Here is a 24,119-nt window from a genome sequence, read left to right as displayed (position 1 = left end):
CACCGGCCCCGCGCCCCTGCGCCCACAGGTCGATCAGTGTTGCGGAATGTTCTGTACCCCGATCCGGCGGCGGAACACCCAGTACGTCCAACCCTGGTACGCCAGCACGATCGGCGTGAACACCACTGCGACCCAGGTCATGATCTTCAAGGTGTACGGGGTGGACGCGGCGTTGGTGGCGGTCAGCGTGCCGGCCGCGTCGAGGGTGGACGGCATGACGTTCGGGAACAGCGCGGCGAACAGCGTCGCCACGGCCAGGGCGATGGCCACCGCCGTACCGGTGAACGCCCAGCCCTCCCGGCGTACCTTGGCCGCGGCCAGACCGCCGAGCAGGGCGAGGGCGGCACCGACGGCGAGCACGACGGCGGCGGCGCTGGAGCGGATGCTCAGCGACCAGCTCAGGAACGCCACGGCGGCCACGGCGGTGCCGACACCGAGCTTGACGGCGAGGGCGCCGGCGCGCTCCCGGATGTCACCGGTGGTCTTGAGCGCCAGGAACACCGCGCCGTGGGTGAGGAACAGCCCCAGCGTGGTCAGGCCGCCGAGCAGCGCGTACGGGTTGAGCAGGTCGAGCAGGCCGCCGACGTACTCGTGGTCGGCGTCCAGCGGCACGCCGCGGAAGATGTTCGCGAACGCCACGCCCCACAGCACCGCCGGGATCGCGGAGCCCCAGAAGATGGCCTGGTCCCAGCGGCGCTTCCAGGACGCCTCGGGCCGCTTGTGGCGGTACTCGAAGGCGACACCGCGGGCGATCAGGGCCAGCAGGATCAGCAGCAGCGGCAGGTAGAACCCGGAGAACAGGGTGGCGTACCACTCGGGGAAGGCGGCGAACATGGCGCCGCCGGCGGTGATCAGCCACACCTCGTTGCCGTCCCAGACCGGGCCGATGGTGTTGATCAGGACGCGGCGCTGCCTGTCGTCGCGGCCGAGCACCGGCAGCAGCATCCCGACGCCGAAGTCGAAGCCTTCGAGGATGAAGTAGCCGGTGAAGAGCACCGCTACGAGGAGAAACCAGACGGTCGTCAGTTCCACGGTTGGGCTCCGGGGTGTCAGTAGGCGAACGCCAGCGGGCGCTCGGCGTCGTCGGTGTCGTCGTCGTCGGTCTGCGGGGTGACGTCCGGTACGCCGGCGCGGGCGTAGCGGACCAGCAGTTTGAACTCGACCACCGCGAGGACGGCGTAGATGAGGGTGAACGCGGTGAACGAGGTGAGCACCTCGGTCAGGGAGACGCTGCGGGACACACCGTCACGGGTGAGCATCTCGCCGAAGACGATCCACGGCTGACGGCCCATCTCGGTGAAGATCCAGCCGAAGGAGTTGGCCAGCAGTGGCAGCACGGGCATGACCAGGCCGGCGCGCAGCAGCCACTTGCTGGTGGGGGTGCGGCCCTTGCGCTGGCTCCACAGCACCAGCAGCGCGATCGCGGCGGCGGCCAGCCCGAAGGCGATCATGAACCGGAAGCTCCAGTAGGTGACCGGGATGATCGGGGCGTAGTTGCCGGGGCCGTACTGGCTGGCGTACTGGGCCTGCAGGTCGTTGATGCCCTGCACGGTGCCGTTGGGGTCGCCGGTGCCGAGGAACGACAGCAGGTACGGGATCTTGACGGCGAACAGCTCGCGGCTGCCGTCCAGGCTGCCGACGGTGAGCACGGAGAACGAGGCGGGGCTCTCGGTGGTGTAGAGGCCCTCCGCGGCCGCCATCTTCATCGGCTGCACCTCGGTCATGATCTTGCCCTGGATGTCGCCGGTGAGGATCACCAGCGCCGAGGAGACCAGGACCGTCCAGGAGCCGAGCTTGGTGGCGAAGCGGTACGCGCCGGTGTCGGCGCTGTCGCGGTTGCGCATCACGTGCCACAGGCCCACGGTCACCATCAGCGACCCGGCGACCAGGAACGCGCCGGCCAGGGTGTGCGGGAAGGTCACCAGGGCGACCTTGTTGGTGAGCACGGCGACGAAATCGGTCAGCTCGGCGCGGCCGCTCTCCGGGTTGATCCGGAAGCCGACCGGGTTCTGCATGAACGAGTTCGCGGCGAGGATGAAGTACGCCGACAGGTTGGTGCCGATCGCGGCGGCCCAGATCGAGGCCAGGTGCAGGCGCTTGGGCAGCCGGTCCCAGCCGAAGATCCACAGGCCGATGAACGTGGACTCCAGGAAGAACGCCACCAGGGCCTCGATGGCCAGCGGCGCCCCGAAGATGTCACCGACGAAGCGGGAGTAGTCGCTCCAGTTCATGCCGAACTGGAACTCCTGCACGATGCCGGTGACCACACCCATCGCGAAGTTGATCAGAAAGAGCTTGCCGTAGAACTTGGTGAGTTTGAGGTACCGCTCGTTGCCGGTGCGGTGCCACATGGTCTGGAGGATCGCCACCAGCACGGACAGGCCGATGGTCAACGGCACGAACAAGAAGTGGTAGACGGTGGTGACACCGAACTGCCAGCGGGCGACGTCCAACGCGTCCACCAGAAAACCCCCAGCTGTGCATACTACGAGACGTAGTAGATACTACTCGGCGTCGTAGCGAAAGCAGCAGGGCCGCAGGGCCCCACCCGGCCCGGGACCAATGACCCTGATCACCCTTGCCGGAGGACCTGCGGTCCCGGGATCACCCCTGCCGGAGGACCCCCACCGGCTCCCCGGCCCGTGCCCGCACGTGCGACCATCCAGCACTGATGAACAGCACCCCCTGGCGTGCGCCGCTGCTGTGGCGGGGCGCGCAGACGCTCGCCCGCGCCGTCGTCGGGCTGGTCGGCCGGCTGGAGGTCACCGGCGACGTGCCCGACGCGCTGCGCCACGGCCCGCTGATCCTGGCCGCCAACCACATCAGCCCGTTCGACCCCGTGGTGCTCGCCGCCGCCTGCCAGGTCCGGCGCGTCGCACCCCGGATCATGGCCACCGGCGGGCTGTTCCGCGCCCCGCTGATCGGCTCGCTGATGCGCCACGCCGGGCACATCCGCGTCGACCGGGGCACCGCCGCGGTGCACCGCTCGCTGGAGGTCGCCGCCCAGGCCGTGGCCGGCGGGTCGGTGGTGCTCGTCTACCCGGAGGGACGCATCGGGCTCGACCCGGGCATGTGGCCCGAGCGGGGCAAGACCGGCGCGGCCCGCCTCGCGTTCGCCAGCGGCGCCGCCGTCGTACCGGTGGCCCAATGGGGCTCGCACGAGGTGCTGCCCTACCGGGCGCCCAAGGGGATGCTGCGTGCGGTGGCCCGGGCGATCGTGCGCCGACCGGCCATCCGGGTGCACTTCGGCGCCCCGGTGCCGCTGGACGACCTGCGGCCGGGCTCCCCCGGCGCGGCCCGGCAGGCCACCGACCGGATCATCGACGCGATCACCGAGGACCTCGTGCCGCTGCGTCCCGACGAGCCCGATCGGCCCCGGCACGTCGACCCCGGCCGCCCGGTGGACGACAGCCGCGCGCACCGCCGCCGTACCGGCTGACGCATCGTGGGCGCGGTGGCGGGTATCAAGCCGCGCATCCCGTACGCGGAGAGGACCCGGTCATGACCGCTGTTCGAGCACTCGTTCTCAACTGCACCCTGAAGCACTCCCCGGCGACGTCCAGTTCACAGGTGCTCGGCCAGGAGGTGCTCGACGCGCTGGCCGAGCAGGGCGTCGACGGCGAGATCGTCCGGGTGGTCGACCACGACGTGCGCTTCGGGGTCTCCGTCGACGAGGGCGACGGCGACGGCTGGCCCGCCATCCGCGCCAAGCTGCTCGCCGCCCAGATCCTGATCATCGCCACGCCGATCTGGCTCGGTCAGCCCTCGTCGGTGACCAAGATGGTCCTCGAACGGTTGGACGCCGAGCTGTCCGAGACCGACGACCAGGGCCGCCTGTGCACCTACGGCAAGGTCGGCGGGGTGGCAGTGGTCGGCAACGAGGACGGCGCGCACCACACCATCGCCGAGGTGCAGCAGGCCCTCAACGAGGTGGGGTTCACCTGCCCGGCCGCCGGGGCCACCTACTGGGTCGGGGAGGCGCTGCACAAGACCGACTACATCGACGCCCGCCCCAAGCCCGACACGACCGGCCGCACCACCGCCGCGCTGGCGCTCAACAGCGCCCACCTGGCCCGGCTGCTCGCGGAGAGCCCCTACCCGCCCCCCGGAACCCGCAACGCGGCCACCGGCCCCAGCAGCCGGCCCGGCTGACCCGACGCCCCCTACCCACTCCGGCTGGCCGCGTCCGCCGCGGTCGACGCTTCTATAGGTGGGCCGGTTCCGGGAGGTTGGTATCGGTAGGGTTCGACGTTGGTGATCTATGGGTGACTCATGCAAGATCTGGCCGCTGTCAGTTGGTGTGCCGTGGCGTCGACTTGTCCTCGTGGGTTGCCGGCGTCGGCCCGGCCCACCTTGTTGGCCTGATCAGAAGCCTGTCCGCGAAGGGGTGTGCAGCCCGTGTCGCGTGACTCATCACAGATGTGCCGCTGGGTGATCGCTCCCGGGCCGACGCCGTCCGAACGTCGTCCCGTGCAAGGGAGAACCGTCCGTGTTTCCCATCCTGGCAGAACGTCTGGCCGAGCGTGTCGACGCGGTCGTCGGTGTGGACACCCATACCGATACGCACACCGCCGCGGTGCTCACCGCGGTCGGCACCGTGCTGGCGGAGATCACCGTGCCGGCCACCGACGACGGCGCCGCTGTCCTGCTGGCCTGGGCCGGCCGGCAGACGGCCGTGCTGGGAACGGGCCGGCGGGCCTGGGCCCTGGACGGCGCTCGTTGTCACGGTGTCGGTCTGCTGCGCGTCCTGCGCGCCGCGGGTGAGTACGTCCTGGAAGCACCCAAACCCGCTGCCGGGCGCTGCCGTCGAGGCGGCAAGTCCGACGCGCTGGACGCCGCGCACGCCGCTCGTGGCGTCCTGGCCGCCGACCACGTCGCCTCACCCCGCACCGACGGCGACCGGGAAGCCCTGCGCCTGCTGCACGTCTGCCGCCGCCACTACAGCGACACCCGCACCGCCACCATCAACCTGTTCAAATCGGTGATCCTCACCGCCGACGACGACCTCCGCACACAGATGCGAGGACTGAGCACCCTGCGACAGGTCCAGCACGCCACCACCCTCACCACCACCAGCGGCAGCGGTCTCGACCGGCTGCGCCGCACTCACCTGGCAACCCTCGCCGAGCAGATCCAGACCCTCGACCGGCTCCTGAAAGCCAACCTCACCGAAATCCGCACCCTGGTCGACAAACTCTGCCCCACCCTGCTCGACCAACCCGGCATCGGCCCCGTCACCGCCGCGATCGCGCTGACCGCCTGGTCACACCCCGGCCGGTTCCGCAACGAAGCCGCCTTCGCCTCACTCGCCGGCGTCAGCCCCGTCCCCGCCAGCTCAGGGCGCATCACCCGCCACCGCCTCAACCGAGGCGGCGACCGCACCCTCAACGCCGCCCTGCACACCATCGCCAAAACCCGCCAACGATGCCACCAGCCCACCAAGGACTACATCAACCGCCGCACCACCGAAGGCCGCACCCCAGCCGAGATCACCCGCAGCCTCAAACGCTACATAGCCCGCCAAATCTGGCGCACCCTCGAAGCCACCACTTGACAGCAACCTTCACAGATCTTGCAGTTGGCGCCCCGGCAAATCCGGCCAACCGCCCTCGACGAGGGCCGCAAGTGCAGGATCGGCGAGGCGGGGGTGGGCAGGGTGGGTCAGGGGGTAGCGCGCAGACGTTCGTCGAGGGCGGTCAGGTCGGGCACGAACCACACCTGGTCGTGCCGGTTCGACTCGGCCACCAGCGCGCGCAGCGCGCCGCTGCGCTCCAGGTGCGCGGAGATGTCACCGACGATCGCCAGGCGCAGCCGGTAGTTGACGAACTTCTGCATCACCTCACCGGCGAAGCGGGTGCCGAGCGTGAAGAAGCCGGGGTCGAGCCGTTCGGCCGGCACCGCCACCACGGTCGCACCGAGGAACGCCGCGCCGATCAGGTCCAGCGCGTCGGCCTCGGTGGCGATCGGCGGGCCGTCCGGGCCGCAGACCAGCACCGGCACGCCGGCGCGCTCCTGCATCAGGTCAGCCATCGCGGCGTTCCCCGCCGAGCAGGCCGTTGCCGCCGTCGAGCACGCCGTCGAGCAGGCGCAGCAGGTCGGCGGTGGCGGTGAGATCGCCCAGGATCACGATGGTCATGCGGTGCCGCTCCTCGTCGTGGACCGTCTGCACGCGCAGCGGGCGGTCCGGGTCGTGGTGGGTGTTCACGCCCGCCAGCACCAGCGTGGCGAGCCGGTCGACGGCGGCCCGGTCGACGCCGTCGAGGCGAACGACGCTGGACACCTCCGCCCCCGGCGCCGGAGCAGCCGCCGTGGGCCGGCCGGTCAGCGCGTCCAGGTCCGCGCGGGCGATCCGGTACTGCTTGCCGATCCGCGTGGCCCGCAGCCGGCCCGAGCGGATGTAGCCGCGCACCGTGCGCACGTGCAGGCCGAGCAGGTCAGCAACCTGCTCCACCGAATACATGTCGTTACTCATCGCACCCTATATTAGCGAAGATAGGGAACGATAGGTAATTTCACTGCCTGGCCATGTGCGCGTCACCCGGGCCGGGCATACTGCCCGCGTGCAGCCCCGTCACGGCTACCTCGACGCGCCCGCGCCGCTGGCGTTCGCCCACCGCGGCGGCGCGGCCGACGGCGACGAGAACACCGCCACCGCGTTCGCCCGTGCCGTCGCCCTGGGCTACCGGTACGTGGAGACCGACGTGCACGCCACCGCCGACGGCGTACCGGTGGTGTTCCACGACCCGACGCTGCGCCGCGTCACGGGCGAGCCGGGCCGCATCGCGGACCTGCGCTGGGCCGACCTGTCCTCGGTACGGGTCGGCGGTGCCGCCCTGGTGCCACGCCTGGACGAGGTGCTCGGCGCCTGGCCGCAGGTGCGCTTCAACATCGACGTGAAGTCCGACGGCGGCGTGGCGCCCACCGTCGCCACGGTCACCCGGACCGGCGCCGGTGAGCGGGTGCTGCTCGCCTCGTTCAGTGACGCCCGGCTGGCCCGGCTGCGGGCGCTGGCCGGGCCGAAGGTCGCCACCAGCCTCGGCATGCGCGGCGTGGCCCGGCTGCGGCTGGCCTCGCTGCACGGACGGCCGCTACGGCTGCCCCCGTCGGTGGTGGCCGCGCAGGTGCCGGTCGCCTTCGGACGGGTGCCGGTGGCCGACCGGCGGTTCCTCGCGTACTGCCACCGGCTCGGGTTGCAGGTGCACGTCTGGACGATCGACGATCCCACCCAGATGCACCACTTACTTGATCTTGGTGTGGATGGCATCATGACCGATCACGTCAGCGTGCTCCGTGACGTCTATCGCAGTCGCGGCCACTGGGCCGCCTGAGCCCCCGAGGACGACCCCCGATGGCCGATACGGTCACCCCCGCCGTCGCCGACCCCGCCGGACCGGGCAGCACCCGCCGCGAGCGCACCGGCTGGTACTTCTACGACTGGGCGAACTCGGCGTTCCAGACCACTGTCATCACGGTCTTCCTCGGGCCGTTCCTCACCACGGTCACCGAACTCGCCGCCGGGTGCGAACTGGGCGCGGACAGCTGCGACGGCGCGGTGTACCCGCTGGGCATCAAGGTCGCCGCCGGCTCGTTCTACCCGTACCTGATCTCGCTGTCGGTCTTCCTCACCGTGTTCGTGCTGCCGGTGATCGGCGCGATCGCCGACCGGTCGGCGCACAAGAAGCGGCTGCTCGCCGCCGCGGCGTTCACCGGCGCCGGCGCGACCATCGCGTTCGCGTTCGTCACCGGCGAGCGCTACCTGCTCGGCGGCGCGCTGTTCCTGATCGCGAACATCTCCTTCGGCGCCGCCGTGGTCGTCTACAACTCGTTCCTGCCGCAACTGGGCGGCCCGGACGAACGCGACGGCATCTCCAGCCGCGGCTGGGCCATCGGCTACCTCGGCGGCGGCCTGCTGCTCGCGCTGAACCTGGTCGCGGTCACGATGCTCAGCGAGGAGGGCAACGCCCAGCGCACGCTGGACCTGGCCCGCTGGTCGATCGTGTCGGCAGGCGTGTGGTGGGCCGCGTTCACCCTGGTCCCGCTGCGCTGGCTGCGCGAACACCCCACCGCCGCAGCCCTGCAGGCGGGCGGCAACGTGCTCACCGACGGGTTCCGGCAGCTCGGGCGCACCCTGCGGGAACTGAAGACGTACCCGCTGACGCTGTTCTTCCTGCTCGCGTTCCTGGTCTTCAACGACGGCATCCAGACCGTCATCACGCTCGCCAGCCAGTACGGCACCGAGGAACTGCGGCTGGAGCAGAGCACCCTGATCGTGACCATCCTGCTGGTGCAGTTCCTCGCCTTCGGCGGCGCCCTCGCCCTCGGCTCGCTCGCCAAGCGCATCGGCGCCTGGAAGACCGTGCTGCTGTCGCTGGTGCTCTGGACCGGTGTGATCATCGCCGCGTTCCGGCTGCCCGCCGAGGCGCCGGTGCCGTTCATGATCCTCGGCGGCTGCATCGGCCTGGTGCTCGGCGGCAGCCAGGCGCTGAGCCGCTCACTGTTCAGTCAGCTCATCCCGGCCGGCAAGGAGGGCGAGTACTACGGCTTCTACGAGATCAGCGACAAGGGCACCAGCTGGCTCGGCCCGCTGGCGTTCGGCCTGGTCTTCCAGCTGACCTCGTCATACCGGGTGGGCCTGGTGTCTCTGCTGATCTTCTTCGTGGTCGGCTTCGCGCTGCTGGCCGCCGTGCCGATGCGCCGGGCCATCATCGCCGCCGGCAACACCCCGCCCCGGGTGCTCTGACCCGCCGTGCCCGTCGATCATCGGGGGCCTGATCGGGTGGTGTCGATGGACTAGGCTGCCCCGACGTGACCGACGACGCCGCCCAGACCTGCCTGGCCCGCCCCCTGCCGGGGCCCGGCGACGACCGGGCCGCCGGCTGCGCCGCCGCCCGCGGCGTCGACGGCCGGCCGCTGCACGCCGCCGCGCTGAAGTTCTTCTGGGGGCCGATGGACTGCGGCAAGTCCACCATGGCGTTGCAGATGAACCACAACCACGCCCGGCAGGGCCGCCGCGGCCTGGTCACCACCCGTATCGACCGCTCGCTGGGCCCGCAGGTCACCACCCGCATCGGCCTGGCCCACGAGGCGGTCGAGGTCACCGATGACCTCGACCTGCGCGCCCTGGTCCGCGACGCGTGGGCCGAGGGGGTACGCGTGGACTACCTGATCTGCGACGAGGCGTCGTTCTACAACCTCGAACACATCGAGCAGATGGCCGAGCTGGTCGACCGGTTCGACGTCGATGTCTACGCCTTCGGCCTGGCCACCGACTTCCGCTCCTGTCTGTTCCCGGCCGCGCAGCGGCTGTTCGAGCTGGCCGACGAGGTGGCCCGCATCCAGGTCGAGGTGCTCTGCTGGTGCGGCCGGGAAGGGCTGCTCAACGCCCGCGTGGTGGACGGCCGGGTGGTGCGCGAGGGCGCGCAGGTCGTCATCGGCGACACCGTCGACACCGCCGACGTGCGCTACCAGGTGCTGTGCCGGCGCCACTACCGCTCCGGCGACCTCGGCCCGCGCGGCTGAACGTCAGAACGGGTCTCCGCACACCCGCCAGCCGCCGCCCTCCGGCACCACGGGCAGCTCCCGCTCCTCGCTGCCGCCGCCGTCGCGGTTGATCCGCACGATCACCGTCCCCGTCGGTTTGCCGGACCGGGTCGCCACCGACACGTCGACGATCTCGTAGCCGCTGACCTGCGGTGGCGTACGGACCCAACTGCCGAAGCCCGACTTGCTCCACTTGCCCCGGGCCTCGGCGCACAGCCGCTCGTACGCCGCGTCGGTGTCCCCGGAGGCGACGTCGCGGAAGAACCCGTCGGCGGTCTCCCGCACCGGCCCGTCGGCCTGGAGCACCACCTGCGCGTTCCACGCCGCCAGACCGGCCACCCCGATCAGGCAGGTGCCCACGCCGAGACCGGCGATCAGCACGCCCGCGCGTAGCGGGCGGCGACGCCGGGCCGGGTGCTGCCACTCCCGTTGCCTGCCCATCACCGACGACGGTAGGCAACCGGGCAGCGGCGCGCAGGCACTTGCGGTGCTCCGGCCGAGCCGGCCTCGCGCTCGTACCTGACAACAGGTGGCAGGTACGAGCGGCAGACTCCCGGTATGACCACTCACGCAGACATCGCCATGATCAACCTGGACAGCTCCGACCCCGCCGCACACGCGGCCTTCTACGCCCACGCGCTCGGTTGGGAGATCACCCACAGTCAGGCCGAGTACGCGATGATCGTCAAGGACGGCACGTCGATCGGCTTCGGCCTGGTGCCCGGCTACGCGCCGCCGGCCTGGCCGGACGAGAGCGGCGGCAAGCGGTACCACCTCGACCTCTACGTCGACGACGTGACGGTCGCGGAGAAGGACCTGGTGGCGGCCGGCGCGACCCGGCCCGGGTTCCAGCCCGGCGGTGAGCGGTGGACCGTGCTGCTCGACCCGATCGGCCAGCCGTTCTGCCTCTGCCCCCGCCCGCAGGGCTGACCGGTCAGCGCAGCGGGCCGCGGAGCACCGCGGCCCGCATCGCGGCCGGATCGGCGGCCGGGACGTACTCCAGCCACCAGGTGGCGCCCGCCTGCGTTACCTGCGCCAGGTAGGCCCGCTCGGCCCGCTCGTCGGGACGCCGCCGCCGGCCGCCGAGGGCCACGTCGAATGCCTGGCCGTCCGCCCGGCGGGCCGGCAGTGCGGCGACCAGTTCGGCCACCTCGTCGGGCGTGAAGTCGGACCACCCCTCGGTGTCGGTCAGCTTGTAGGGCACGATCCCGTCCGCCCGGGCGGCGCGCCGCAGCACCGCCTTCGCCTGGGTGCTGCCGCCCACCCAGACCGGCACCCGGGGCGACTGCACCGGCGCCGGACGCAACGCCACGCCCTCGGCCCGGTAGTGGACGCCGCGGTGCGTGACCGGTTTGCCGCCGAGGAGCCCGACCAGCAGGTCGAGGCCCTCGTCGAGCATCGCGGCGCGGGTCTTGGGTCGGTGGGCTCGCCGAACGCGGCCAGACCCGGGTCAGCGGGGTCGCCGACTCCGACCGCGACGCCGGCCCGGCCCCCGGAGAGGTGGTCGAGGGTGAGCACCTCGCGCGCCAGCTTGGCCGGTCGGCGCCGCGGCAGCGCGGTGACAGTGGTGCCGAGCCGTACCCGTTCGGTGCGCCCGGCGATCGCGGCCAGCACCAGCCACGGATCCCAGGTGGGTGGGTCGTCGCCGGAGTGGTGGACGAGGTAGTCCTCCAGGAAGATCCCGTCCCAGCCGACCCGCTCGGCCAGCTCACCGAGGGCCACCAGGTCGGTAACCGTCAGTGCCGCCCCGCCGCAGGCGATCTCCAGTCCGTGTCGCATGCCGGCACCCTACGGCGGGGCTACGACGGGCTCAGCCGCGCCGGCGGGCCCGCGCGGCCCAGATCGCGTACGCCGGATCGCGGTCCAGGTTGTGCCGGTCCCGGTCGTAGCGGCGGGTGGTACGCGGGTCGGCGTGCCCCATCGCGTCCTGCACGTCCTCCAGCGGAACCCCCTCGGAGCGGGCCGTGGTGGCGAACGCGTGGCGCAGCGAGTGCGGCGACAGCTTCGCCCACGCGGCGATCCCGGCACGTTGTGCGAGGCGGCGCACCAGCCGGAACACGGCGTGCCGGTCCAGCCGGCCGCCGGTGGAGGTGACCAGCAGCGGACCGGTCAGCTCCGGCACCGTGACAACCTGCGCGGCGGCCCGCACGGCCAGGTAGGCGTCGACCGCGTACGCGGTGCCGGGGGTGAGTGCGCGCCGGCGTACCTTGCCGCCCTTGCCGACGAAGCGGACGCTGCGGTGACCGCGCTCCGTGCCCAGGTCGGACACGTCCAGCGCGACCAACTCCCCGACCCGCAGGCCCAGGTCGGCCAGCAGTGCGACGGCGGCCCGGTTCCGGGCGGCGGCCGGGCCGGTGTCGGCCTCGGCGGCGGCGATCAGCGCGTCGACCTCCTCGGGGGTCAGGCCGACGGTGGCGGAGTGGTCCCGGTCCACGCGCGGACGATCCGCCGCCGACACCGGGTTGGCCGGCACCGCGCCCAGCTTGACCAGGAAGTCGTACCAGCTCGACAGCGCGGACAGCCGGCGCGCGACGGTGGCCGGGGTGAGCGGGCGGCCGGCCCGGCCGCGGGGTGTGGTCTCCAGTTCGCGGCCGTAGGTGTTGACGTCGAGGAAGGTCGCCCGCAGCGGATCCACGCCGTGTTCGGCGCACCAGCTCAGCCAGCCGGTGACGTCGCGGCGGTACGCGTCGCGGGTGTGCTCGGACAGCCGCCGGTTGCGCAGCCACGCCTCGGTGACGTCGGCCGGGCCGGCGGGCAGGGCGGCGGGGCGGGCGCGGGGCAGCACCTCGGGGCGAAGCATGTGAGAAAGGTTCTCAGTAAGTGGGGGGTTTGGCGACGAGGCGCGCCCGTTCCCGGCCGCCCGGGCCGGGTTACCGTCACCGGGTGCGTGCCAGCCGGCTGGTCTCCCTGCTGCTACTCCTGCAGACCCGGGGGCGGATGACAGCCCCGGAACTCGCCGACGCCCTGGAGGTGTCGGTGCGAACCGTCTACCGCGACGTCGAGTCGCTCGGCGCCGCCGGTGTGCCGGTGTACGCCGATCGGGGGCCGGCCGGCGGATACCGACTGCTGGAGGGCTACCGGACCCGGCTCACCGGGATGACCGGCCCGGAGGTCGAGGCGCTGTTCCTCGCCGGTCTGCCCGGCCCGGCCGCCGAACTGGGACTGGCGTCGGTGGTGGCCGCCGCCGAGTTGAAGGTGCGCGCTGCGCTCCCCGGTGAGCTGGCCGACCGCAGCGGCCGGATCCGGCAACGATTCCATCTGGACGCACCCGGCTGGTTCCGGCACCCCGAAGCCACCCCGCACCTGGAGGCGCTGGCCGGCGCGGTCTGGCGGGACCGGCTCGTGCGGCTGCGCTACCGGCGCTGGCGCGCGCCGCGGGAGGTGACCCGGCTCGTCGCCCCGCTGGGCGTGGTGCTCAAGGCCGGCCGCTGGTATCTGGTGGGCCGCTGCGAGGAACAGGTACGCACCTACCGGGTCGGTGCGGTGCTCGACGTCGAGGTCACCGACGAGCCGTACGCGCGGTCCGACGACTTCGACCTGGCCGCGTACTGGCGGGAGTGGACCGCCCGCTACGAACGCGACGTATACCGCGACCAGGCCCGCATCCGGCTCACCGTGGCGGCGCTGGAGTTCATGCCGTACGTGTTCCCGCCGGAGATGAGCCGCGCCGCCCGGGCCGCGGCCGGTGAGCCCGGCCCGGACGGATGGCTGGAGACCACGGTGCCGATCGAGTCGGTCCGGCACGCCCACGCCGAATTGCTGAAGCTCGGCGCGGAGGTCGAGGTGCTGACCCCGGCCGACCTGCGCGAACGGTTCATCGCGACCGCGCATGCGTTGGCCCGGCTCTACGGCGACGCGGGGTCGGCCGGTGCTCCGGCCTCCCCCGCGTCGGCGTGACGTGCTCAGGCGGTGGTGAGCTGACGGTGGCCGTTGCTCTCGGCGGGCGTGCTCACCGTGATCCGGCGCGGCTTGGCGCGCTCGGCGATCGGGATGCGCAGCGTCAGCACCCCGTTGTCGTAGCCGGCCTCAAGCCGGTCGGTGTCGAGCGTGTCGCCCAGGAACAGCTGCCGGGTGAACGTGCCCATCGGACGCTCGGCGGCGACCAGCTCGACGTTCTCGCCGGTGGGACGGCGGCGCTCGGCGCGGACGGTCAGCACGTTGCGCTCGACGGTGCAGTCGATGCTGTCCGGGTCCACACCGGGCAGGTCGAACGCCGCGTAGAAGTGGTCGCCGTCGCGGTACGCGTCGAGGTGCATCACGGCGGGCCGGGCGGTGGTGCCGAAGAACTGCTCGGCGATCCGGTCGATCTCGCGGAACGGGTCGGTACGCATCAACATGGCTCTTGCCTCCTCGGTTCTCCTGGCCCAAGGTCTCAAGTTGAGTCTAAGTGACTCAAGTTCCTGGTTCTGTTTTAGCGCGCCTGCGCCGCCTCGTCAACTCGTCCCGCAAGCGTCTTCTCGAACCAGTGCTGCGCGTACGGTCCGCTGGTGAAGGCGGGGATCTCCCGGTAACCGTGCCGGGCATACAGGGCACGCGCCTCGACCAGGTCGGAGCGGGTGTCCAGCCGGATCCGCGTCGCCCCGCCGGCGGTCGCGTACGCCTCGATCGCGGCGATCAGCGCCGCCCCACCCCCGGCACCCCGGTGCTCCGGGCGCACGTACACCCGGGTCAGCTCGGCCCAGTCCGGCTGCCATCGCAGCCCGGCGCACCCGGCGAGGCGGCCGTCGCGCCGGACCAGCACCAGCAGCCCGGCCGGCGGGACCAGGTCGTCGCTCGGGTCCTCGGCCAGCGCGGCGTCCACCTCAGCGGGCCGCTCCGGACGGCCGTACCAGCGGCGCACCATCTCCGCCATGTACTCGCGCAGCAGCAGCGCCGCGTCCGGCTCGTCCGGGTGCACGACCCGCGTGCTCCAGCCGGTCACGGGCCGGTCCGCCAGTAGACGCCCTGCTCGCGGGTGAGCAGCATGTCGTCGATCAGGTAGCGGCGCAGCGTCACGTGGTCGGCCTCGCCGCCCTCGCACCACCGGCGCAGCGCGTCGTCCACCTCCCGCTCCGGGTAGCGCCGCCCGGGTTCGAAGGTGCGTTCGGTGATGTGCTCCAGCAGCACGCGGCGGCGCCCCCGCTGCGCCGGCAGCCGGGTCAGCGCGCCGTCGCGCAGGAACGTGCGCAGGATCGTCTCGCGCGGGTTCGCGGCCGGCGCCGCCGAAGCCGCCGCACCGGCCCGCGCGAACTCGCGCAGCCGCTCGGCGTCGACCCGCAGGCCGCCGTCGTCGGCGAGCACCCCGGCGTCGGTGAGACGGCGGACGGCCACTGCGGCGTCGCGGGCGGGCAGGCCGGTACGGGCCACCACGGCCGGCACGTCCCGGGCGCCGAGCACGATCGCGGCGAACACGGTCCGGCGGCGCTCGTCGGCGAGCGCCCCGGCGAGGGCTTGAGCGGTCATGGCGGGCAGCCTGTCAGCAACCCGCCGGATCCGGCGAGGCGTTTTCCGGCCGCCGGGCTCACAGCCGCCGGTGCATCACGTGCAGCCCGACCCGTCCCAGCGTCGGGTGCGCGAACGCCTCCGGCACGGTGCCGATGACGGTGAAGCCGAGCCGCCGGTACAGCTCCACGGCTGCCGCGTTGGTCTCCACCACGGCGTTGAACTGCATCGCGGCGAAACCCTGCCGCCGGGCCCAGTCCAGCGCCTCCTCGCACAGCGCCCGGCCCACACCCCGGCCGCGGGCGTCCGCCGCGACCATGAAGCTCGCCGTCGCCACGTGCGACCCCGGCCCGGGCCGGTTCGGGCCCATCTTCGCGGTGCCGCACACCGCGCCGTCGTGGTCCACCGCGACCGAGGTACGCCCCGGCGGGCGCTCCACCCACACCTCCCGCAACGTCTCCGGCGGCCAGTCCGGGTCGTACGGGAACGTGTCGGCGGCGGTGATGACGTCGGCGAGGATCGGCCGGACCGGGGCCCAGTCGGCGTCTGTGTAGTCACGAATCAGCATCGGCGCGCACGCTAGCCGCCGCCCCGGCCGTCCGGCCACCGGTTTCCGTCCACCCGGCCGAGGGTGGCGGGGCATCGACGGACCACCGGCCGGGGCCATCATGGACGGGTGGCCGAATCAGTCGCCGACATCGATCGGAGCGAGGCCGCCGCACCCGGCGGCCCGCCGCCCGCCGGTCCGCGTACCGCCGCGTCCCTGGTGGTGGGCGCGGTCCTCACTGTCGTGCTGCTGTCGCTGGCCGGCCGCTACGGCTACCACCGCGACGAGCTGTACTTCCTGCTGTGCGGCCGGCACCTCGACTGGGGCTACGTCGACCAGGGGCCCCTCGTGCCGGCCCTGGCCCGGCTGGCCGACACGATCGCGCCGGGCAACCTGGTGGTGCTGCGTACCCCGTCGGCGTTCATCGGCGGCGCGGCGGTGGTCCTGGTCGCCGCGACCGCCCGGCAGTTCGGCGCCGGCCGCGCCGCCCGGACGGCCGCGTCGGTGCTCGCCGCCGCCTCGGGCATCGTGCTGGCCGGCGGCCATCTGCTCAGCACCACGAGCGTCGACCTGCTGGTGTGGCTGGCCGCCACGCTGTGCGTGGTACGGATGCTGCGCACCGGCGACACCCGGTGGGCGCTCGGCGCCGGGCTCGCGCTCGGTGTCGGCCTGCTCAACAAGCCGCTGCCCGCGCTGCTCGGCGTCGGCCTGGTCGCCGGGTTGCTGATGGCCGGGCCGCGCGGGCTGCTGCGGGACCGGTGGGTGCTCGCCGGTGCGGGCGTCGCCGCGCTGCTCGCCGTGCCGTACGCGGCGTGGCAGGCCGCGCACGGCTTCCCGCAGCTCGACGTCGCCGCGTCGATCGCCGACGGGGACAGCTCCTACAGCGGCCGGATCGACGCGGTGGTGCTCCAGTTCCTGATCATCAGCCCGTTCGCTGTTCCGGTGTGGGTCGCCGGGCTGGTGGCGCTGCTGCGCCGGCCGGCCTGGGCGGCGTACCGGTCGCTGGCCTGGGCGTGGCTGGTGGTGGTCGCGATCGTGGTGGTGGCCGGCGGCAAGGGCTACTACGACGCGCCGCTGCTGCTGGTGCTCACCGCCGCCGGCGTGGTACCGGCCGTCGAGTGGGCGCGGCGCGGTGCGGCCCGGGCCCGGCAGGCGCTGCTGGTCGCCGCCGTCGCGCTGATGGCCGCGAGCAGCGCGGTGCTGCTGCTGCCCACGCTGCCGGCCGACCGGCTGCCCGGGTTCGTGGTCGCGGCCAACTACGACGCGGGCGAGACCATCGGCTGGCCCGAGTTCGCCGACTCGGTGGCCGCCGTGCACCGCGCACTGCCCCCGGCCGAGCGCGACCGGGCGGTGGTGCTGGCCGGCAACTACGGCGAGGCCGGCGCGCTGGCCCGCTACGGGCCGGCCCGGGGACTGCCCCACGCCTACTCCGGGCACAACAGCATGGCCACGTTCGGCCGGCCGCCCGACGACGCCGACGTGGTGATCGTCGTCGGCTGGTCCCGCCCGGAGCCGCTGCGTGCCTGGTTCACCGAGGTCACCGAGGCGGGCCGGGTCGACCAGCGGGTCGACGTCGACAACGACGAGAACGGCGAGCCGATCTTCGTCGCGCGGGGACTGCGGCGTCCGTGGTCACAGATCTGGGACACCGAGGTACGCCACGGCTCCTGAGATACTTGCCGCCATGCTCTGGGGAGTCAGCGGGCCGGTCTTCCTCCTCGACTACCTCGGCGCGGTCGCCGTAGCAGTCGTGATCGCCGTGGCGGTACGGGAACTGACCGGCCGCCGTACCCGGGGTGCGACACCCGACCGGGTCGAGCTGGCGTACCTGACCGACCGGGCGCTGCTGGCCTGCCAGGTCGGGGTGGCCACGCTGCGCCGCGCGGGCGGGGTCGACGTCGGCGAACTCCACCCTGCACGCGCAGGGGCCGCCCCCGTCCGGCTCGCCCGCGCTGGTGCGGGCCCTGCACACCGCGCTGCGCCGCCCGCAGACCTGGGCGGCGGTGCTCGCCGACCCGGCCGTGGGCCGGGCGCTGCGCCGTACGGTCGGGCGGCTGGTCCGCGACGGGTGGCTGCTCACCCGCGCGCAGCGACGGCGGATCGCGCTGGGCACGGTGCCGCTGTTCGCGGTCGCCGCGGTCGGTTTGACCCGGCTCGTGGACAGCGCTGTCGAGGGGCGCTCGGCGGGCGGTCCGGCGTCGGTCGCCGGGCTGCTGTTGTGCTGCCTGGCCACCGCGCTCGGTGGCTGGTGGCTGACCGAGGTGCCGGAGACCGGCGCCGCCGCCCGCGCGCTGCTGCGACGGCTGCGCCGCGAGCACGCCGACCTCGACCCCGAGCGCCGCCCGGTCTGGCAGGGCCGGGACACCGACACGCTCCTCACCGGAATGGCCCTGTTCGGCCCCCGTCCCCTGCTCGCGGTGGACCCGGCGTTCGCCGTGCAGGTGGGCGTCGACCCGGAACGGGACCGTCCTCGCCCCGACCGCAAACCCGCCCGCCGCTGACCGAACCCCCCATTTCGCGTCGATCATGAGGTTGACGGTGTCCGGCGCCCGGTTTGTCCGGTACAACTTCATGATCGATCCGGACGGGGCGGGCCCGCCGGTTTCCTTGTCTTGGGGGCCGGGAAGGCTCGGGCATGGCCGAGACATTCGTGAGCGAAGACCTGAAGACACTGCAGGCGATTGCGCGCGGGGCCGGCATACAGGAGGTCGACCGCCTGTCGCCGGACCAACTGGTCGAGGCGCTACGCCGCGCCGGGGTGACGAACGGTACGCAGGACCAGTGGCCGCCCCAGCCGATCGAGGACCCGGCGCACCTGGCCGGGCTGCCCCGCAGCTCGCTGACGCAGGGCGACGAGAGCACCGGCGGCCGGGCCGCCGAGGAGGCGATCGGCGCCATGCCCGGCGAGTCCGGCACCGAGATCAACGACCGCACCGAACGCTGACCGTACGCGAGGAAGGGCCGCCCCCGGTGTGGCCGGGGGCGGTCCGTCACGCTCGACCGGACGTGGTCAGTGCATGCCGGCTGCTGCCGCCTCCTCGCGGGCCCGGCGCTCGTCTCCGCTGAGCGTGTTCAGCGGCTTCTCCTTGATGAACAGCACGACGATCAGGGCGAGCAGCGCGAACGGCGCGCCGATGAGGAACATCTCCGACGTGGCGATGCCGTAGACGTCCTGCACGATCCGCAGCACCGGTTCCGGCAGGGCGGACAGGTCCGGCACCTCGGCCGATCCGCCGCCGGCCGCGATCGGGCCCAGCCGCTCGACGGTCAGCGAGGTCACCCGGTTCGCCAGGACCGCGCCGAGCGCGCTCACGCCGACCGCGCCGCCCATGCTGCGGAAGAACGTCAGCACCGAGGTGGCCGCGCCGAGTTCCGCGGCCGGTACGTCGTTCTGCGCGGCCAGCACCAGGTTCTGCAGGAGCATGCCGACGCCGACACCCAGCACCGCCATGTACACCGACAGCATCGGCACGCTCGTGTTCGCGTCGATGGTGCTCAGCAGCAGCATGCCGACCGTCATCACCGCGGCGCCGGCGACCAGGAACATCTTCCATCGGCCGTACTTGGTGATCAGCTGGCCGGCCACCGTCGAGGAGACCAGCAGGCCAAGGACCATCGGCAGGCTCATCAGGCCGGCCGCCGTCGGCGACTTGCCGAGCGAGGTCTGGAAGTACTGCGACAGGAAGACGGTGCCGCCGAACATCGCCACGCCCACGAGGATGCTCGCGATCGTGGTGAGGCTGACGGTGCGGTTGCGGAAGATGCCGAGCGGGATGATCGGCTCCTCGGTGCGGGACTCGACGAACACGGCGAGCGCGAGCAGCGCCAGCCCGCCGCCGACCAGCAGCGCGGTCCAGCCGGACGCCCAGTCGAACTTGTTGCCGGCCAGCGACGACCAGATCAGCAGCGTGGACACGCCCGAGGTGATCAGCAGGGCGCCGAGCCAGTCGATGCGGACCTTGCGGCGTACCACAGGCAGGTGCAGCGTCTTCTGCAGCAGCGCGATGGACAGCAGGCTGAACGGCACGCCGATCAGGAAGCACCAGCGCCACCCGAGCCAGGACGTGTCGACCAGGACGCCACCGATCAGCGGGCCGGCGATGGTGCCGACACCGAAGACGGCGCCGAAGATTCCGGCGTACCGGCCCAGCTCACGCGGCGGAATCATGGCCGCCATGACGATCGTGGCGAGCGCGGTCATGCCGCCCGCGCCAATGCCCTGGATGACCCGGCTGAACAGCAGCACCTCGACGTTCGGGGTGAAGCCGGCGACCAGCGAGCCGACCACGAACAGGCCGAGAGACAACTGGATCAGCAGCTTCTTGCTGTAGAGGTCGGCCATCTTGCCCCACAGCGGCACCGTCGCGGTCATCGCCAGCAGCTCGCTGGTGACGATCCAGGTGTAGACGGTCTGACTGCCGTCGAGGTCGGCGATGATCCGGGGCAGCGCGTTCGCCACCACCGTCGAGGCGAGGATCGCCACGAACATGCCGACCATCAGGCCGGACAACGCCTGGAGGACCTCCCGGCGCGACATCCGCGTACCCGTCTCGGCGGGCGGAACAGTGGCGGTGGTCATCGAACTCCTTGTCGTGTGCGCAGGCGAGCGGCCGTGCGCGGGCGGGAGGGGTCAGTACGGGTCGGGCAGGCCGGCGGCGACGGCGGCGAACGCCTCGGCGGTCAGTTCGCGCAGCGTCGCCGTGCCGGGTCGCTCGACCCACTGCATGAGGGCCGTGCGGAAGACCGCGCCGGCGACTGTGGTGACGAGCGTCGGGTGGCCGTGGCACGGGCCGAGCCCCAGCCGGGTGGCCACCGCCGCGACGATCACCTGCTCGGTCTCGGCGTTGCCGCTGATCAGGCGCGGAAGAAGCGACGGGTTCGCCGCGATCACCCGCAGGCGCAGCAGCCACACGTCCCGATCTGCCTCGATGGCCTCGACCACGTCGTCGAAGGCCTGCCGCAGCGCGTCGAACGCGGACAGCTCCGGCGGGGCGGCGACGATGCGGGCGGCAAGCACCTCGCGGTCGGTCGGCTGGTCGCCGAGCAGCGCCTCGTCCTTGCTGGGGAAGTAGTTGAAGAAGGTGCGGGCCGACACGTCGGCGGCCTCGCTGATCTCCTCCACCGTCACCTGGTCCAGGCCGCGTTCGGCGACCAGGCGCAGCGCGGCGGCGCTGAGGGCGGCGCGGGTCTGGCGCTTCTTGCGGTCACGCAGGCCGGGGCGGCTCTGATCCGGGGTCACGCGCCGACTCTACGAGTGATCTTGCAGACAGTGCAAACTTTTAGTGAGTGAAGTGACGGGCGCCGCATGGCAGCGGCGCCGGAAAACGGGTTGAGAGCGGTTCCGGACGTCCCGTACGTTTCCCGCACTCCTGCCGCAGCGAAGAAGGACGATTTCGCGTGACCCCTCCTGCTCTCTAGAACCTGACACGTTCCCCACGCCTGTAGCCGGCCGTTGCGCGCCGGCTCCCCGGGCTGCCCTCGCGCGCCCGGCCACAGCGTCCGAGGCCGCGCGTAATCGGCCTCGCGTCAGGTCTTCAGAGATCAGGTCTCCATGTCATCCCAACCGCATATCGTGCTGCCCTGGGTCGTGCGCCGGACCCGCCTTCCGCTGCTGTCGCTGCGCTGCGCCGTCTGCCGGGCCGAGTCGGCCACCGCCGCCAAGGGCCGGTTCCGCGTCAACGCCAACGGCAAGCTGCTGGACGTGTGGCTGCTCGTCCGGTGCGTGTCCTGCGACCGCACCGTCAAGCTCACCGTCCGGGAGCGGGCGACCGTCAGTTCGTTCGATCCCACCGAGCTGCACGGCCACCAGCTCAACGACCCCGCCCTGGTGGCTGCCACACTGCTGGATCCGGCGTTCGCCCGGCGCTGCCGCTTCACCCTGGACTGGACGGACGCGTGGACGCTCGATGCGCCCACGGTGCCGCTGGACCGGTGGCCCGTCCAGGTGGACGTCACCTTCGCCGACCCGGTGCCGGTACGCCCGGACCGGCTCATCGCCCGCCGGTTCGGGCTCACCCGGTCCGAGGTGCTGCGCCGGGTCAAGTGCGACATTCCGCTGAAGCGTCCGACGAGCTCCGCCTTCACCTTCACGGTGCTGGCGGAGGACTGACCGGGGCGTGGTCGCGGCGGCCGGGTGCCGCCGCGACCACGCCTCACCCGCCGCTCGCGGCGCCGCCCCGTACCGCGGCGAGTTCGGCTTCGATCAGGTCGGCGGCCCGGTCGGCGCCGCCGGCGGCGCGGGCCTGCCGCTTGAGTTCCGCGCTGCGGGCGGCCACGACGGGGTCCGAGGTGAGGGCGAGCAGCGTCTCGCGCAGTTCCGCGGCGGTGACGCCGGCCGAGTCGGCGACCCGGGCGACGCCGAGCGCGGCCAGCTGCTCGGCGTTCGCGAACTGGTCGGCCGCCTGCGGTACGGCGATCATCGGCGTCCCGCAGTAGAGACCCTCGCTGCTGCCGCCCATGCCGGCGTGGGTGACGAAGGCGTCCGCCTGCTCCAGTACGGCCAGCTGCGGCACCCACCGGTGCACCTCGACGCTGTCCGGGACGGGACCGAGTTCGGCGGGTTCGACGTGCTTGCCGATCTGGAGAACGGTGTGCCAGCCGGGCAGGTCACCGAACGCGGCGACACAGCGGCGGTAGAACTCGGGCTGCCGGGTGAAGGCAGAGCCGAGCGAGACGAGCAGGACCTTCTCGGCGCGCTCCGGTCGTACCCAGGAACCCTGGCCGGAGCGGTCGCCCAGCACCGGGCCGACGAAGCTGTAGACCGACCGGTCCACCCGGTCGGCGTTCGGCTGGAGCGCCTCCGGTGGCAGGACGAGACTGCGCACCGGCCGCCCCTGGAACGCCATGCTGTCGGTGACCGAGGAACCCTCGGCGGTCAGCCATTCAGTGAACCGCCGGTAGTAGTCGGCGCCGCGCGGATCGGCCCGCATCGCCTCCACGGCGGGCGCCATCTCCTGTTCGTAGCCGTCCCAGGCGACGAACGTCGAGGAGAGCTGGACGGCCGGGATCCCCCACTGTTCGCCGAGCAGCCGGGCCGGCGCGCCGGCGATGTCGTAGAGGAACAGGTCCGGCCGGTCGTCGGCGTAGGCGGCCCGCAGCTGCGGCAGCATGGCGATCGCATCGTCGAGGAAGGGCGTGAGCTGCGCGATCGGGTCGTCGATGCCGGCGCCGCCGTCGGCGGGCAGCGTCGACGTGTACGGCTTCAACTCGGCGCCGGTGGCCCGGATGACCTCGGCGAAGGCGGGATCGTTGGCGTAGGTGACCCGGTGACCGCGCCGCGCGAGGGTACTGATGATCTCCAGGCTCGGGTTGACGTGGCCGTGGAACGGAATGCTGACCATTGCGATGTGCGGCACGTGATCTCCTGATCTCTGTTGAGACGAGACGTCCCGTCTCGCTTGCCAAAGCAGAGCACAGCTCGACGTGGCCGTCAAGACGATACGTCTCGTCTCGTTGTAGGCTCTCGCTGTGACCCCGCAGCCCACCCGCCGCAACGAGCAGTCCCGCCGCGCGATCCTCGCCGCCGCGCTGGAGCTGCTGACCGAGACCGGCTACCAGGCCCTGACCGTCGAGGCGATCGCCGCCCGTGCCGGGGTCGGCAAGCAGACCATCTACCGCTGGTGGCGCGGCAAGGGCGCGGTCATCCTGGACGCGCTCGCCGACGACATGCCGGAGGTCATCACCCTTCCCGACACCGGTGACCTGCGGGCCGATCTGCGCCAGGTGCTCCGGGCCACCGTCGCCGAGTTCGCCGATCCACGGCTGTCCGCCACCACCCGCGCCGTCACCATCGAGACACTCGCCGACGAGGACCTGGGCGGCCAGGCGCGCGACCGGCTGCTCCGTCCCCAGCTGAACGCGGTCCGCGCCCGCCTGGAGGCCGCCCGCGAGGCCGGCCAGGTGCGCCCCGACGCCGCCCTGGACCAGGTGGTGGAGTTGCTGTTCGGCCCGCTCTACCACCGCTGGCTGCTGCGCAACGGCCCACTGACCGACGACTACGCCGACGGCATCGTCGACCTGGTCGTCGCCGCCGTCACCCCGTCAGCGCGCACCAGCGGCTAGCCAGTCGTCTGCGGCCTATCCGGCGGCCAGTTCCTGCGACAGCCGATCGAGTCCAGCCCTTATCAGCTTTCCGTAGCCGTCGTCGCCGAGCGCGCCGATCCCCTCCCGGGCCCGCTGGAGGTGGTCCCGGGCCTGGTCGAGTTCGCCGAGCTTGCGGTGGCACTCCGCCAGGTTCAGATGCAGCGACGGGTACAGCCCGGCGACCGACATCGGCACCCCGGCCTGTGCGACCCGGGCATCGGTGAGCAGGTCGGCCGCCGCGAGCGCCCGCCGGTCCCAGGCAAGCTCCTGACGTGCGTCGTCCTGCACGTCGGCCATCGCGTGGGCGAGGACGCAGACGTGCAGGGGGTCGCCCTGTTCCCCGCCGATCTCGTCCCAGATCCGGGCGAACAGGTCGCGGGCGTCCTCCCGTCGGCCGTGCTGGTGGTGCATCTGCACGCCGTCGTTGATCCGGGTCAGCGTCGCGTCGAACACCATCGCCTGCTTTCTGGGGTCGGCTGCGGTGGCCTGATCGTACGCCGACAGCGGCCTCCTGAACCCGCGCGCACAT

28 protein-coding genes and 1 pseudogene are annotated in these 24,119 nt (G+C 72.5%); 13 read left to right on the top strand and 16 right to left on the bottom strand.

Features of this window, described 5'->3' with window-relative positions:
* Positions 1–33 precede the first annotated feature (33 nt).
* Complete coding sequence (gene cydB, locus O7546_RS14465; protein ID WP_013286337.1) at positions 34–1,032, bottom strand: cytochrome d ubiquinol oxidase subunit II; 999 nt, start codon at positions 1,030–1,032, stop codon at positions 34–36.
* 17 nt (positions 1,033–1,049) lie between these two features.
* A complete protein-coding gene (locus tag O7546_RS14460) occupies positions 1,050–2,462 on the bottom strand; it encodes a cytochrome ubiquinol oxidase subunit I (protein ID WP_194803384.1) in 1,413 nt (470 codons plus the stop codon).
* A gap of 209 nt (positions 2,463–2,671) precedes the next feature.
* Between O7546_RS14460 and O7546_RS14455 the strand changes: the two genes are divergently transcribed.
* The 3 genes from O7546_RS14455 (at position 2,672) to O7546_RS14445 (ending at position 5,554) form a co-directional block, all read left to right on the top strand.
* Positions 2,672–3,439, top strand: coding sequence for a lysophospholipid acyltransferase family protein (locus O7546_RS14455; RefSeq protein WP_269696985.1), 768 nt, complete (start codon positions 2,672–2,674; stop codon positions 3,437–3,439).
* A 62-nt stretch (positions 3,440–3,501) separates the two neighbouring features.
* Entirely contained in the window at positions 3,502–4,152 is a 651-nt protein-coding gene (locus O7546_RS14450) for an NAD(P)H-dependent oxidoreductase (RefSeq protein WP_269696984.1), read from the top strand.
* Positions 4,153–4,489: 337 nt separating this feature from the next.
* On the top strand, positions 4,490–5,554 hold the full coding sequence (locus O7546_RS14445; protein WP_194803564.1) for an IS110 family transposase: 1,065 nt from the start codon (positions 4,490–4,492) through the stop codon (positions 5,552–5,554).
* A gap of 107 nt (positions 5,555–5,661) precedes the next feature.
* Here O7546_RS14445 and O7546_RS14440 read toward each other — a convergent pair whose 3' ends face one another.
* On the bottom strand, positions 5,662–6,030 hold the full coding sequence (locus O7546_RS14440) for a DUF4180 domain-containing protein (RefSeq protein ID WP_194802558.1): 369 nt from the start codon (positions 6,028–6,030) through the stop codon (positions 5,662–5,664).
* Positions 6,023–6,472 carry a helix-turn-helix domain-containing protein gene (locus tag O7546_RS14435; RefSeq protein WP_228532690.1) on the bottom strand — a complete coding sequence of 150 codons (450 nt, stop codon included), beginning with the start codon at positions 6,470–6,472 and terminating at the stop codon, positions 6,023–6,025. Before O7546_RS14435 ends, O7546_RS14440 begins: the two co-directional genes overlap by 8 nt.
* 88 nt (positions 6,473–6,560) lie before the next feature.
* Here O7546_RS14435 and O7546_RS14430 point away from each other — a divergent pair, with 88 nt between their 5' ends.
* From O7546_RS14430 to O7546_RS14420, 3 genes are all read left to right on the top strand, one after another.
* Positions 6,561–7,328 carry a glycerophosphodiester phosphodiesterase family protein gene (locus tag O7546_RS14430; protein ID WP_194802557.1) on the top strand — a complete coding sequence of 256 codons (768 nt, stop codon included), beginning with the start codon at positions 6,561–6,563 and terminating at the stop codon, positions 7,326–7,328.
* Between the two features lie 20 nt (positions 7,329–7,348).
* Positions 7,349–8,740: an MFS transporter gene (locus O7546_RS14425; protein WP_194802556.1), complete on the top strand. Its 1,392-nt coding sequence runs from the start codon at positions 7,349–7,351 to the stop codon at positions 8,738–8,740.
* 104 nt (positions 8,741–8,844) lie between these two features.
* The gene (locus tag O7546_RS14420) at positions 8,845–9,519 is read left to right on the top strand and encodes a thymidine kinase (RefSeq protein WP_228532739.1); all 675 of its coding nucleotides are present in this window, start codon (positions 8,845–8,847) and stop codon (positions 9,517–9,519) included.
* A 3-nt stretch (positions 9,520–9,522) separates the two neighbouring features.
* Here O7546_RS14420 and O7546_RS14415 read toward each other — a convergent pair whose 3' ends face one another.
* Positions 9,523–9,981: a hypothetical protein gene (locus O7546_RS14415; protein ID WP_194802555.1), complete on the bottom strand. Its 459-nt coding sequence runs from the start codon at positions 9,979–9,981 to the stop codon at positions 9,523–9,525.
* Positions 9,982–10,098: 117 nt separating this feature from the next.
* Here O7546_RS14415 and O7546_RS14410 point away from each other — a divergent pair, with 117 nt between their 5' ends.
* Positions 10,099–10,470 carry a VOC family protein gene (locus O7546_RS14410; protein ID WP_194802554.1) on the top strand — a complete coding sequence of 124 codons (372 nt, stop codon included), beginning with the start codon at positions 10,099–10,101 and terminating at the stop codon, positions 10,468–10,470.
* A 4-nt stretch (positions 10,471–10,474) separates the two neighbouring features.
* Here the strand turns inward: O7546_RS14410 and O7546_RS14405 are convergent, their stop codons facing one another.
* From O7546_RS14405 to O7546_RS14395, 3 genes and pseudogenes are all read right to left on the bottom strand, one after another.
* Positions 10,475–10,939 carry an LLM class flavin-dependent oxidoreductase gene (locus O7546_RS14405; RefSeq protein WP_281601079.1) on the bottom strand — a complete coding sequence of 155 codons (465 nt, stop codon included), beginning with the start codon at positions 10,937–10,939 and terminating at the stop codon, positions 10,475–10,477.
* Between the two features lie 86 nt (positions 10,940–11,025).
* Positions 11,026–11,319: pseudogene (locus tag O7546_RS14400) on the bottom strand (LLM class flavin-dependent oxidoreductase); the annotation flags it as partial.
* 31 nt (positions 11,320–11,350) lie between these two features.
* A complete protein-coding gene (locus tag O7546_RS14395; protein ID WP_194802552.1) occupies positions 11,351–12,340 on the bottom strand; it encodes a tyrosine-type recombinase/integrase in 990 nt (329 codons plus the stop codon).
* Positions 12,341–12,423: 83 nt separating this feature from the next.
* Here O7546_RS14395 and O7546_RS14390 point away from each other — a divergent pair, with 83 nt between their 5' ends.
* Positions 12,424–13,437 carry a YafY family protein gene (locus O7546_RS14390; RefSeq protein ID WP_194802551.1) on the top strand — a complete coding sequence of 338 codons (1,014 nt, stop codon included), beginning with the start codon at positions 12,424–12,426 and terminating at the stop codon, positions 13,435–13,437.
* Positions 13,438–13,442: 5 nt separating this feature from the next.
* Here O7546_RS14390 and O7546_RS14385 read toward each other — a convergent pair whose 3' ends face one another.
* The 4 genes from O7546_RS14385 to O7546_RS14370 form a co-directional block, all read right to left on the bottom strand.
* Positions 13,443–13,877 (bottom strand): Hsp20/alpha crystallin family protein, encoded by a 435-nt coding sequence (locus tag O7546_RS14385; protein ID WP_013286325.1) that lies wholly within the window; start codon positions 13,875–13,877, stop codon positions 13,443–13,445.
* Between the two features lie 74 nt (positions 13,878–13,951).
* A complete protein-coding gene (locus tag O7546_RS14380; protein WP_281601078.1) occupies positions 13,952–14,461 on the bottom strand; it encodes a GNAT family N-acetyltransferase in 510 nt (169 codons plus the stop codon).
* On the bottom strand, positions 14,458–14,982 hold the full coding sequence (locus O7546_RS14375; protein ID WP_194802550.1) for a DUF2087 domain-containing protein: 525 nt from the start codon (positions 14,980–14,982) through the stop codon (positions 14,458–14,460). The genes O7546_RS14380 and O7546_RS14375 overlap by 4 nt, the downstream gene beginning before the upstream one ends.
* Positions 14,983–15,040: 58 nt before the next feature.
* Positions 15,041–15,529: a GNAT family N-acetyltransferase gene (locus tag O7546_RS14370; RefSeq protein WP_194802549.1), complete on the bottom strand. Its 489-nt coding sequence runs from the start codon at positions 15,527–15,529 to the stop codon at positions 15,041–15,043.
* A 108-nt stretch (positions 15,530–15,637) separates the two neighbouring features.
* Between O7546_RS14370 and O7546_RS14365 the strand changes: the two genes are divergently transcribed.
* The 3 genes from O7546_RS14365 (at position 15,638) to O7546_RS14355 (ending at position 18,452) form a co-directional block, all read left to right on the top strand.
* The gene (locus O7546_RS14365) at positions 15,638–17,179 is read left to right on the top strand and encodes a glycosyltransferase family 39 protein (protein ID WP_281601077.1); all 1,542 of its coding nucleotides are present in this window, start codon (positions 15,638–15,640) and stop codon (positions 17,177–17,179) included.
* A gap of 284 nt (positions 17,180–17,463) precedes the next feature.
* Positions 17,464–18,009, top strand: a complete 546-nt coding sequence (locus O7546_RS14360) for a TIGR04222 domain-containing membrane protein (protein ID WP_281601076.1) — start codon at positions 17,464–17,466, stop codon at positions 18,007–18,009.
* 134 nt (positions 18,010–18,143) lie between these two features.
* Positions 18,144–18,452 (top strand): hypothetical protein, encoded by a 309-nt coding sequence (locus O7546_RS14355; protein ID WP_194802546.1) that lies wholly within the window; start codon positions 18,144–18,146, stop codon positions 18,450–18,452.
* A 66-nt stretch (positions 18,453–18,518) separates the two neighbouring features.
* Here the strand turns inward: O7546_RS14355 and O7546_RS14350 are convergent, their stop codons facing one another.
* On the bottom strand, positions 18,519–20,087 hold the full coding sequence (locus tag O7546_RS14350) for an MDR family MFS transporter (RefSeq protein WP_281601075.1): 1,569 nt from the start codon (positions 20,085–20,087) through the stop codon (positions 18,519–18,521).
* Positions 20,088–20,138: 51 nt separating this feature from the next.
* Positions 20,139–20,747 carry a TetR family transcriptional regulator gene (locus tag O7546_RS14345; protein WP_194802544.1) on the bottom strand — a complete coding sequence of 203 codons (609 nt, stop codon included), beginning with the start codon at positions 20,745–20,747 and terminating at the stop codon, positions 20,139–20,141.
* Positions 20,748–21,080: 333 nt separating this feature from the next.
* Between O7546_RS14345 and O7546_RS14340 the strand changes: the two genes are divergently transcribed.
* The gene (locus O7546_RS14340; protein WP_281601074.1) at positions 21,081–21,617 is read left to right on the top strand and encodes a DUF1062 domain-containing protein; all 537 of its coding nucleotides are present in this window, start codon (positions 21,081–21,083) and stop codon (positions 21,615–21,617) included.
* Between the two features lie 43 nt (positions 21,618–21,660).
* On the opposite strand, the gene O7546_RS14335 is transcribed toward O7546_RS14340, so the two are convergent.
* Positions 21,661–22,863, bottom strand: a complete 1,203-nt coding sequence (locus O7546_RS14335) for a macrolide family glycosyltransferase (RefSeq protein WP_281601073.1) — start codon at positions 22,861–22,863, stop codon at positions 21,661–21,663.
* Between the two features lie 112 nt (positions 22,864–22,975).
* Here O7546_RS14335 and O7546_RS14330 point away from each other — a divergent pair, with 112 nt between their 5' ends.
* Positions 22,976–23,569, top strand: coding sequence for a TetR/AcrR family transcriptional regulator (locus O7546_RS14330; protein ID WP_194802541.1), 594 nt, complete (start codon positions 22,976–22,978; stop codon positions 23,567–23,569).
* Positions 23,570–23,584: 15 nt separating this feature from the next.
* Here O7546_RS14330 and O7546_RS14325 read toward each other — a convergent pair whose 3' ends face one another.
* The gene (locus O7546_RS14325; RefSeq protein ID WP_194802540.1) at positions 23,585–24,046 is read right to left on the bottom strand and encodes a tetratricopeptide repeat protein; all 462 of its coding nucleotides are present in this window, start codon (positions 24,044–24,046) and stop codon (positions 23,585–23,587) included.
* Positions 24,047–24,119 lie beyond the last annotated feature (73 nt).

The organism is Micromonospora sp. WMMA1976, assembly GCF_027497335.1.
Taxonomy (GTDB): Bacteria; Actinomycetota; Actinomycetes; order Mycobacteriales; family Micromonosporaceae; genus Micromonospora; species Micromonospora aurantiaca.
The sequence above is the reverse complement of the archived record's forward strand: the minus strand, read 5'-3'. Positions and strand labels throughout refer to the sequence as shown.

What these genes read in the sequence shown, in the direction of transcription:
- O7546_RS14455 (WP_269696985.1), top strand. Translation starts at nt 2,672, where the DNA reads ATGAACAGCACCCCCTGGCGTGCGCCGCTGCTGTGGCGGGGCGCGCAG.
- O7546_RS14450 (WP_269696984.1), top strand. Translation starts at nt 3,502, where the DNA reads ATGACCGCTGTTCGAGCACTCGTTCTCAACTGCACCCTGAAGCACTCC.
- O7546_RS14440 (WP_194802558.1), bottom strand. Translation starts at nt 6,030, where the DNA reads ATGGCTGACCTGATGCAGGAGCGCGCCGGCGTGCCGGTGCTGGTCTGC.
- O7546_RS14435 (WP_228532690.1), bottom strand. Translation starts at nt 6,472, where the DNA reads ATGAGTAACGACATGTATTCGGTGGAGCAGGTTGCTGACCTGCTCGGC.
- O7546_RS14425 (WP_194802556.1), top strand. Translation starts at nt 7,349, where the DNA reads ATGGCCGATACGGTCACCCCCGCCGTCGCCGACCCCGCCGGACCGGGC.
- O7546_RS14415 (WP_194802555.1), bottom strand. Translation starts at nt 9,981, where the DNA reads ATGGGCAGGCAACGGGAGTGGCAGCACCCGGCCCGGCGTCGCCGCCCG.
- O7546_RS14410 (WP_194802554.1), top strand. Translation starts at nt 10,099, where the DNA reads ATGACCACTCACGCAGACATCGCCATGATCAACCTGGACAGCTCCGAC.
- O7546_RS14405 (WP_281601079.1), bottom strand. Translation starts at nt 10,939, where the DNA reads ATGCTCGACGAGGGCCTCGACCTGCTGGTCGGGCTCCTCGGCGGCAAA.
- O7546_RS14395 (WP_194802552.1), bottom strand. Translation starts at nt 12,340, where the DNA reads ATGCTTCGCCCCGAGGTGCTGCCCCGCGCCCGCCCCGCCGCCCTGCCC.
- O7546_RS14385 (WP_013286325.1), bottom strand. Translation starts at nt 13,877, where the DNA reads ATGTTGATGCGTACCGACCCGTTCCGCGAGATCGACCGGATCGCCGAG.
- O7546_RS14375 (WP_194802550.1), bottom strand. Translation starts at nt 14,982, where the DNA reads ATGACCGCTCAAGCCCTCGCCGGGGCGCTCGCCGACGAGCGCCGCCGG.
- O7546_RS14370 (WP_194802549.1), bottom strand. Translation starts at nt 15,529, where the DNA reads ATGCTGATTCGTGACTACACAGACGCCGACTGGGCCCCGGTCCGGCCG.
- O7546_RS14355 (WP_194802546.1), top strand. Translation starts at nt 18,144, where the DNA reads ATGGCCGAGACATTCGTGAGCGAAGACCTGAAGACACTGCAGGCGATT.
- O7546_RS14350 (WP_281601075.1), bottom strand. Translation starts at nt 20,087, where the DNA reads ATGACCACCGCCACTGTTCCGCCCGCCGAGACGGGTACGCGGATGTCG.
- O7546_RS14325 (WP_194802540.1), bottom strand. Translation starts at nt 24,046, where the DNA reads ATGGTGTTCGACGCGACGCTGACCCGGATCAACGACGGCGTGCAGATG.